Source organism: Lactococcus cremoris subsp. cremoris NBRC 100676 (assembly GCF_001591705.1).
In the GTDB taxonomy this organism is placed as follows: domain Bacteria; phylum Bacillota; class Bacilli; order Lactobacillales; family Streptococcaceae; genus Lactococcus; species Lactococcus cremoris.
Genome location: NZ_BCVK01000010.1, coordinates 36,730 through 46,137 on the forward strand (window position 1 = coordinate 36,730; position 9,408 = coordinate 46,137).

At 35.1% G+C, this 9,408-nt stretch carries 10 protein-coding genes and 1 pseudogene; all 11 read right to left on the reverse strand.

Going from position 1 to position 9,408, the window contains the following annotated elements:
* Positions 1-207 precede the first annotated feature (207 nt).
* A complete protein-coding gene (gene murD / locus LLA01S_RS02885; RefSeq protein WP_021211936.1) occupies positions 208-1,557 on the reverse strand; it encodes a UDP-N-acetylmuramoyl-L-alanine--D-glutamate ligase in 1,350 nt (449 codons plus the stop codon).
* 168 nt (positions 1,558-1,725) lie between these two features.
* Complete coding sequence (locus LLA01S_RS02890) at positions 1,726-2,067, reverse strand: P-II family nitrogen regulator (RefSeq protein ID WP_011676628.1); 342 nt, start codon at positions 2,065-2,067, stop codon at positions 1,726-1,728.
* Positions 2,068-2,151: 84 nt separating this feature from the next.
* Positions 2,152-3,393 (reverse strand): ammonium transporter, encoded by a 1,242-nt coding sequence (locus LLA01S_RS02895; protein ID WP_061777814.1) that lies wholly within the window; start codon positions 3,391-3,393, stop codon positions 2,152-2,154.
* Between the two features lie 185 nt (positions 3,394-3,578).
* Positions 3,579-5,051 (reverse strand): HAMP domain-containing sensor histidine kinase, encoded by a 1,473-nt coding sequence (locus LLA01S_RS02900; RefSeq protein ID WP_021211938.1) that lies wholly within the window; start codon positions 5,049-5,051, stop codon positions 3,579-3,581.
* Positions 5,052-5,063: 12 nt separating this feature from the next.
* On the reverse strand, positions 5,064-5,756 hold the full coding sequence (locus LLA01S_RS02905; RefSeq protein ID WP_011676631.1) for a response regulator transcription factor: 693 nt from the start codon (positions 5,754-5,756) through the stop codon (positions 5,064-5,066).
* A gap of 155 nt (positions 5,757-5,911) precedes the next feature.
* On the reverse strand, positions 5,912-6,442 hold the full coding sequence (locus LLA01S_RS02910; RefSeq protein WP_011834860.1) for a YceD family protein: 531 nt from the start codon (positions 6,440-6,442) through the stop codon (positions 5,912-5,914).
* A 132-nt stretch (positions 6,443-6,574) separates the two neighbouring features.
* Positions 6,575-6,820 (reverse strand): type B 50S ribosomal protein L31, encoded by a 246-nt coding sequence (locus LLA01S_RS02915; protein WP_011676633.1) that lies wholly within the window; start codon positions 6,818-6,820, stop codon positions 6,575-6,577.
* 323 nt (positions 6,821-7,143) lie between these two features.
* Positions 7,144-7,506: pseudogene (locus LLA01S_RS02920) on the reverse strand (TIGR02328 family protein).
* Between the two features lie 236 nt (positions 7,507-7,742).
* On the reverse strand, positions 7,743-8,654 hold the full coding sequence (locus LLA01S_RS02925) for a CHAP domain-containing protein (protein WP_021212488.1): 912 nt from the start codon (positions 8,652-8,654) through the stop codon (positions 7,743-7,745).
* Positions 8,655-8,746: 92 nt separating this feature from the next.
* Positions 8,747-8,887 (reverse strand): hypothetical protein, encoded by a 141-nt coding sequence (locus LLA01S_RS12870; RefSeq protein ID WP_232034968.1) that lies wholly within the window; start codon positions 8,885-8,887, stop codon positions 8,747-8,749.
* 91 nt (positions 8,888-8,978) lie between these two features.
* Positions 8,979-9,408, reverse strand: a 430-nt coding sequence (locus tag LLA01S_RS12875) for a metallophosphoesterase (RefSeq protein ID WP_255209963.1), incomplete at its 5' end; no start/stop codon positions are given.

The window sequence follows — 9,408 nt, forward strand, 5'->3', positions numbered from 1 at the left end:
TAGATCTAAACTTTTTGAGCTTTAACCGCTATCTTCTTCACTCAAATCAATAAATCGAAAAAAAGTGGACGACAACGAAATAAATAACCTACGAGTTAGACCTGATAATTGTCAGTAAAATGAACTTGTTTATATTAATCTGTCAGTAAATTGAGTATTCAAATTAGTCCCAATTATAATTGTCAGTAATTTATTCTATCATATTTTTTATTTTAAGCTCTCAAAAGCCTCGATAAATAAATCGCCTCGTTCTTCAAAAGTTTTATATTGATCCCAACTTGCACAAGCTGGGCTAAGTAAAATGGTATCACCAACTTGCGTTTGAGGCATGATTTCTTTAAGAGCAGTTGCAACATTTTGACTAGAAAACACAGGAATATTCAATTTTTCAGCCATCAACCGCAATTTATCCGCAGTTTGTCCAAAGACAACCATTCCTTTTAAGTCTTCTAAATCTTTTTCTAAATCTTCAAAGCCATTGCCTCGGTCAAGTCCACCAGCTAAAAGCCAAAGTTTACTGTTGTCAAATCCTGACAAGGCTTTTTGAGTAGCCAAAATATTAGTTGCTTTACTGTCATTATAGACTTTTCGTCCATCAATTTCACCTAGATATTGCAACCGATGTTTTACACCTGCAAAACTTGTCAGTACTTCAACAATTGCTTCATTTTCTGCTCCACGTAATTTTGCAGCGACAATTGCCGCTAAAGCATTTTCTAAATTATGATCCCCAGGAAGTGAAAGCTCAGAAGCCTCCATGATAAATTCATCTTTAAAATAAATTTTCCCCTCATTAACATAAGCACCTGAAACTTTTTCTTTAGTTGAAAAAGCAAGGACCGTTGCCTTTGTTTTATCTGCTAATTTACGGCATTTTTCTTGGTTAAAATTGAGAATTAGGAAATCATCTGCTGTCATATTTTCTTGAATCCGCCATTTAGCAGCTTCATATGCTTCTTGTGAACCATGGTAGTCCAAATGAGCAGAAAAAAGATTTGTAATTAAAGCAATTTTAGGTCTGAAAGTATCAATTCCCATCAATTGGAAACTTGAAAGTTCCATCACTAATGTGTCAGTAGCTTGAGCTTTTTGGGCAACTTCTGACGCTGGAAAACCAATATTACCTGATAACTTAGCAGATTGCCCATCAGCATTTAAAATATCAGCAATTAATGTCGTTGTTGTCGTTTTACCATTTGTTCCTGTGATGCCAATAATTGGTACCTCACTCACTAAATACGCAAGTTCAACCTCAGTAATCACTGGAATTTTTAGAGCTTCTGCTCGCTCAACCATGGGATTATCATAACGAATTCCTGGATTTTTAACCATCAGTGCAAAATCTTCGTCCAACAAATCAATCGGATGACTTCCTGTGATGACTTTAATCCCTTCTTCTAATAGTACTTGAGCTTCTTTATTTTCTTCAAAAGGTTTGCCATCATTAACTGTAACAATCGCTCCCAACTCATTGAGCACAAGAGCAGCAGCCATTCCAGAACGGGCAAGCCCAAGAACTAAGATTTTTTGATCTTTAAATTTCGTTATTTTTTTCATTTTCTATTCCTTTTTAAGTTGTCAGTAAAATATTTCACTGACGACTTTATCTAATCTATTTTACCCCTAATCAGCCTTTTTTTCAACAGTCATAATTACTGACAGCACTATCAATAATTTTTCAAAGAAAACAAAAAAAGGCTGACCCATTTGTCAGCCCATATTTAATTACAATGCTTGGGCATCTTCTTCTGATGTCCGAATACGAATCACACGTTCTACTGGTTGAATGAAAATCTTTCCATCTCCCACTTCACCAGTTCGCACTGCTTTAGTGATTACATTAACAATTTGATCAACTTTCTCATCAATTGAGACAATTTCTATTTTTATTTTAGAAAGTAAAGTTGTTTCAATTCGCTGACCACGAACATATTCCGCAAAACCTTTTTGTTCACCATAGCCAAGAACTTGCGAAACAGTCATGCCATGTACCAAGCCATTGTCTGATAGAGCTTTTTTCAAATCTTCTAATTTATCCGTTCGAATAATCGCTTCAATTTTTTTCATGTTTTTTCTCTCTCTTATCTTTAAAAATACATTTCCTTCATTTTTTAATATAAATTTACTGACAGACTTATCAATAAACTAAAATCAAGAATCTAAACCTAAAAATGTTGGATAAGCAGTTTCTTCATGCTCACTATCATCAAGACCAATTGCCTCAGCACGGTCAGTAACTCGAATCGGCATAATAAGTCCAATCACCTTAATAATAATCCAACTGACAAGAGCCGTAAAAATAACTGTAAAAACAACCGCAGTAAGATTAGCCAAAAGTAATTTTCCTGACCCATAAACTAGCCCTACATAACCTTTTTCTGGAGCCAAAGCTGGTGTTGCGAAAATTCCTGTCATAATTCCGCCAAACATTCCACCAATTCCATGACAACCAAAAGCATCTAGTGCATCATCATAACCAAATTTCTTCTTGACTACAGAAATCATAAAATAAGACAAAGGACTAACCAACAAACCAATGATTATCGAAGACCAAAGAGAGACAAAACCAGCACCTGGAGTAATCGCAACTAAGCCAACAACCGCTCCAGAACAAGCACCAACCACTGAAGGTTTACCAATCATAATTTTTTCAATAATCATCCAAGAAAGCATCGCTGCCGCTGCAGCCGTATTAGTAGTCATAAAAGCATTAATCGCAACACCATTGGCAGCAAGGGCTGAACCTGCATTAAAACCAAACCAACCAAACCAAAGAAGACCAGCGCCTAAAACAACGAAAGGAATATTATGTGGACGATAATCTAAACGTTCATAGTCTCGCCTCTTTCCAAGCACCAATGCTAGAACTAGACCTGTAACCCCACTAGAGATATGAACAACGTCTCCCCCAGCAAAGTCAATCGCATGAATTTGAGCCAAGAAACCGCCACCCCAGACCATATGAGCCAGAGGATAATAAACCAAAATCAACCAAGCTCCCATAAAAAGTAGAATAGGAGTAAATCTCATTCTCCCAACTACCGAACCTGTAATCAAAGCGACCGTAATAATCGAAAACATCATCTGAAAACCAGAAAAAAGACCGTCAGGAATGTGATTGGCAGGAAATAATGAATTTTTGGCCATATCTACACCATTCATAAACCAATGGTCAAAATTTCCAATCCAACTATTATTTCCAGAAAAAGAAAATGAAAAGCCAATAATTAACCATAAAATGGAAGCCAGAGCCATTGGTGCCAATGACATCATCATTGTATTCAATACATTTTTACGCCTTCCAAGCCCCCCATAGAAAAAGGCCAGTGCAGGTGTCATTAATAAAACCAAAGCTGCACAAATTAAAATAAATGCAATCGATCCTGTGTCCATAAAAATTCTCCTTTAAAATTTCGAGATTAAATAAGAAATTTACCGATATTTTCTGAATATTTAATCATGTCATAAAATATAACACAGTTTTTTGTTAAAGTCAATTATTTACTCATTTCATGTTATATAACATAACATGAAATGAGCAGATAAAAAGGAATTATCTAAAAGATAATTCCTTTTTATCATATTTTTGGAAATTTTAAGGTAAAAGTTGAACCAATCCCAAGCTCAGAACTAACTTCAATCTCTCCTTGATAATTTTCGGCTAAACGAGCCAGAATTGGTAAACCTAAACCAGTTCCGCCAATCTCACGGTTACGTGCCTTATCCGCTCGAAAGAATCGCTCAAAAAGATGATTAATATCTTCTTCGGCAATTCCGATTCCTTTATCAGAAACACTAGTAATGACAAACTGTTCATCTTCTGAAACAGTAATCACAATCTCCTTTCGATCATCCGGAGAATACTTAACAGCATTATCTAACAAAATGCGTAATCCTTGTTCAAAATGATTTTCAGATATCCGGGCATGGACAGGGTAGATAAGCTGATTATCAAGTACAATCTCAAAATCCTCATGTAGAAGTTGGAAGTTTTTAAGCGCATGATTAGATACTTTCCCAACGTCACAATCCAATTCTTCACTGGACAAATCTACATTTTCAAGCCTAGCCAAAGCAAGCATTTCTTCAAGCATTTTCTTCATTCGGTCTACTTCATCCAAACTCGCCTGCAAAGATTCATCCAAAACTTCTGGATCATTTTTTCCCCAACGATTTAAGAGATTAATATGACCGTCCAAAACTGCTAACGGAGTCCTTAATTCATGTGAAACATCAGAGACAAACCGATTTTGCTGTTCAAGGTATGCTTTCATTTTCAGCATCATATCATTATAAACATGAGCTAATTCTTCAATTTCATCACCACTTTCAATTTCGATAGGTTTGAAATCATTCGTGGGGTCGCTCGCCATTTCCTGCATTCCCTGATAAAGTTTTTCTAAAGGCTTCATAAAATAATTCGCCATAAAATAACCAATCATTTGCGCAACGATTAAAGCGACAATTTCTAAAATTAACAAGACGACTAAAAGGAGATTGGAAATCCGATGATAAGTTGTCGTGTCATAAAATGCCTGTAAATAGCCTACAACCTGTCCCGTCCCTTTAGAAACAATCTTCCTTTGGACTAAATAACCTGGATTCTCACCTTGAATTTCTTTCATCTCATTATTGCCTTGCTTTTGAAATCCAAAATCACGTCGATTAGTTGAATATAGTAATTTATGATTTAAATCATAAATATAAAATGCTTTCCGAGTCCCGATGATACTTCCCAGACTCATTCCTTCCGATTCCCCATTTTGAATCTTTGATGTCGCTTCAATATAAGTATTCAAATTAGTTGAATTTAAAGGAGCATCCGCTTGTTCTAATACCTCTTCAACGCTGTCCATTGAACCTGTCAATAACCTTTGTTCCTCCTTGATGAAAGAACTTATGGTCAGTTGATAAGTTAATGTTGCAAAAAGAGTAAAAGTAATAAAACAAAAAACGGTGTTAGCAAAAGCCCACCTAAGCATAATAGACCGCTTAGCCGAACTTTCTTCTACCGTTTCCTTTTTCTTGTTGAAAGTGAATAATTTTTTCATTTTTTTATTTTTTTATTTGCGTTCACGCATCACATAACCCAAACCACGAACGGTTTGAATATAGCTGTCTTGTCCTTCAACATCAATTTTATTTCTAAGATAGCGGATATATACATCAACAACATTTGTTTCCGTTCCTTCTTCATATCCCCAAACTTGTGAAACTAAATGTTCGCGAGTGACAACATCCCCAACATTTTGCATCAACGTCAAAAGAAGATCGTATTCACGACGCGTCAAATCAATTACTTTTTTACCGCGGTGAACGGTACGATTTGTTTTGTCAATTACAAGATCACGAAAAGAAGTGTTTTCAGCACGTTCTACAGCATGACCATGTTCTTCACGACGGAAGAATGCACGAACACGAGCCAAAAGTTCTTCAATCGCAAAAGGCTTAGTAATATAATCATCTGCTCCAATATCAAGACCGGCAACACGGTCCATTGTTGAATCACGCGCGGTCATCATAATAATTGGAGTATCTTTTTCTTTGCGCAAACGGCGGGCAACTTCAAAACCATCAAGTTCAGGAAGCATCAAATCAAGCAAGATTAAATCATAATCTTTTGAAGTTGCTTCTTCAAGCCCAGAACGTCCGTTATCTTTAATCTCAGTGGCATAGCCTTCATGCTCTAATTCTAATGAGACGAAACGAGCTAAATTCTTTTCATCCTCAATAATCAAAATTTTCTTTGATGCCATATTATTCTCCTTTGTTAAAAAAACTGCATAATTCGATTTCTTATAATACTATTATAAGATAAATTTAATTTATGTACAAACTATTTAACGCTTTTTTTAAATTGTTTTCGCTTTCTTATGCTTAACAACAGAAATTGTTAAAAAATGAGAGCCATCTAATCAAATAATCCGTTCAAACCATCAAAAGGAGATTTCTTTTCTTCCTTTTTATCTTCTTGTTGCTTGGCATAGTCTTCTTCACTCAAAACAGACCAAAACTTCCCGCTTGGCAATTCTTCTGCTTCTTCATTTTCAGCTAAAATTTGCAACGGAATTTCCAATAGAATATTATCAGTCACTGACTCATCTAAACTAATGATATCTTTATCTAAAACAATAATTAAATCATTATCTAGTAATTCCTGATTTCCTTTTAGCGTTTCCTCGGTTGCAAAAATTTCGTTGACTAGGATATCAATTGGATATTTGACTGGTTTCAAACTTCTTGAAGAAGGTAGGGTTAAAGTCGTTTTTATTTGATAATCCAAATAGAACAACTCATCATCATAAGCAATTTCACCACTAACTTCAATTGGTAGACAATCTAAAATTTCTGCGGAACGTTTCACAAGTTCCTCGCGAAGGTCTAAATTCTCATTGAAAGCAATCTGTTTTTTTTTTGTTAATTCATTTAAAGACCATTTCATCTTTTAATATTCTCCCACAATTTAATCATTTTTCTTTATTTTATCTTATTTTTACATTTTTTCATAATAAAAAGCTGTCTAAAGACAACTTTGATATTTCTAAAAATAAAAATGGTCGAATGACCATTTTTATTATTGTTTGCCGTATTTCTTTTCGAAACGAGCGATACGTCCGTCCGCTGCTTGGAATTTTTGACGACCTGTGTAGAATGGATGTGAATCTGAAGAGATTTCAACACGAATCAATGGATAAGTGTTTCCGTCTTCCCATTCAACAGTTTCTTTAGAACCTTTAGTTGAACCAGTCAAAAATTTGTAACCAGTTGTTGTGTCCATGAAGACTACTGGTTGGTAATTTGGATGGATATTTTGTTTCATCGTTAGAATTTCCTTTCTGCCTTGGACTGTTTGCCAGACCAAAGTTGTACGAATACTTAAACATTCTATCAAAATTCGAAGTAAATTTCAAGCTAAAATAATCTTTTGTCAAGAAAAAAACTTTACAAATTATTTCTGTCTCTAAGTAAGGTTAAAAACCAAGTATTTTCAGGCTAAAAGTTTCTTGGCAAAAAGTAAATTTACTTTTTAAATCATTTCATAAGCAAGCTTTGACTAGTCTCTTTTAGTCAAATAATTAACCACACGTTCAAACTTCTTGTTTTATATTCATGACTTTTGAAAGTTTTAAAAGTAGTTTTCTCTTAGATTATTATACCTTTTTCCTTTAAATTTTCTCTACAGGATTCAAGATAGGATTCATTATGCTCTGGATATATGGGCAAAGTCTGAGTAATCTTTTTTAATTCTAGATAAGCTTCACATTTTTGACCTCTATACAACGGATCAAACCAGCTTTCATCAGGATGATATCCTCTTATTTTCATCTCATTCATCACTTCCAGATGATATTGAAAAAGTTTATATGGAGAATAATTGAAGACGTAATTTACCGTCGAATGTTTTTTCGCCTAGCCCTTTCCACGTAAGGCACAACACTCTCGATGTTGACCCAATAATTGTGCTCTTGGAAGTTTTTCAATTAAAGCTTCATGCCATAATCTCATTGCTTGTCATCCTTTTCTCTTATCTTTTTAGTCCATTAATCACTTTTTAATCAAAAAATTCCCCCGAAGGAGAACTTTCTTTTCTCTATTTACAACAGATATTAACTGCTTCTTCCGATTGTTCAACCGATGAGTTCTAGAATGAAACACTTAATCTCTGAAATACAGATAGTTTTATTATACCTTGATAAAATGATGCTCTCAAGTATTTTGACTTCACAACCTTATCCCAAAAATCATTTCCCAATTACATAACGTAAACGACTGGCTTGTTCTTTGCTTAAGACTTGATAAGAGAACAATGTATTATAACCGGTTCCTGATTGCGAAATTAATATAGAGCCATCCGGACGAATTTTTTCTACAAAAGCAACATGACCATAGGTAGGGTCAGCACCATCTTGTCCCGCTTTATAGCTAACTGCACTATGAAGTTGAGGAGTGGATGTAACTTGATAGCCTGATTGATTTTGCCAGTCTTTGCCATTTCCCATGTAAAGACCATAATTTATTCCAAATTCTTTCGCTCGATTATAGACCCACCATGTACATTGCTTATAGGCGTAAGTTTGAGTTGAATAATTTTCAATATCCATCGGTCTATCAATAGTCCAACCCGCTGGAGTGCCTGGTAAACTGTCAGAAGGCATTGTCTTCCACGCAGTAGCTCCATATTTCCAGCCTACTTTTAGCAGACTATTTTGCTCAAAAAAGTTCGTTGTATAATTGTGTGCTCCGGACTTAGTATTTGGGTTGTAAGCAACGTAAAGATTAACCGTTCCTGCTGAATAAAAAACCGGTTTGGCCCCATTATCCCAACGCCAACCTGCTTTTACTAGGCTTTGAGCCTCATAATTACTCAAGGTATAATAGTGGTCTCCCCCTTTAACGTTTGGATTATAAAGGCGATAAACTGGCGCACCTGAATTTGCTGCTTGCCAACCAATTCCCTCATCAAGCCAACCGACATTTTTTAGAGAATTTCCCTCATAAAAATTCGTTGTATAAAAATGTTCCCCGCTGTTGGGATTATAAAGCCGATAGACTGGGCTTTTAGAGCTTGCCTTTACTTGGTTTTCATTAGCTACCGTGCAAGCACTTGTTGCTCCAATCATAGCTAATAGTAAATAAATCTTTTTATGCCGCATTAAGGTCCTCCATCTGGCCTAATTTAATGTATTCTATTTAAACTCTATAATAGCTCGAGTAAAAAGTCGAGCGATTTCATTTTGTAAATTTTTCAAAAATTAAATACAGCAATTTCAGGAACAACACCAAATCTAGCTGATAAGTGAGTTGTTCCAATACCTGTATTCACATAAAGGGTTTCATTTGTATTTAATTGATAAAGCCCTCCAGTGTAATTATTTGAATGTTTCATGACAGAGGCAGCTTTTTTCTGAACTTGAGGGATAAAAGGAATATTTACCTGACCACCATGGCTATGTCCTGATAAAATCAGTTCATATCCCTTAATTCTGATACTGACTTACTTCATCAGGTTCATGAGTCAATAGAACGTCATAAGTACTTTCTTCCATCTGATATGATGATGGTAAAGAAGGATTTCCTAGCAAGGCGTCATCTAAGCCAGTAAATAGGATTTTTTCGCCGTTATTCATAGGGATAAGTAAATTTTCATTTCTTAAAAGAGTGAAACCAGACTCCGACATAATATTCGCATATTCTCTGGAAGCTCCTCCTCCATAATCCCTGTTTCCCCAAATCGCAATCTTACCATATTTTGCTTTCATTTTTTGGAGTTTTGAAATGACTTGTTCATTTTCATTATAGTGAGCGTAATTATCGTATAAATCTCCAGAAAACACGATAAAATCAGGATTTTGTTCATTAGTTTTCTGAATAACTTTATCTAAATGCTTTGCATCAAAATCTTTTTTT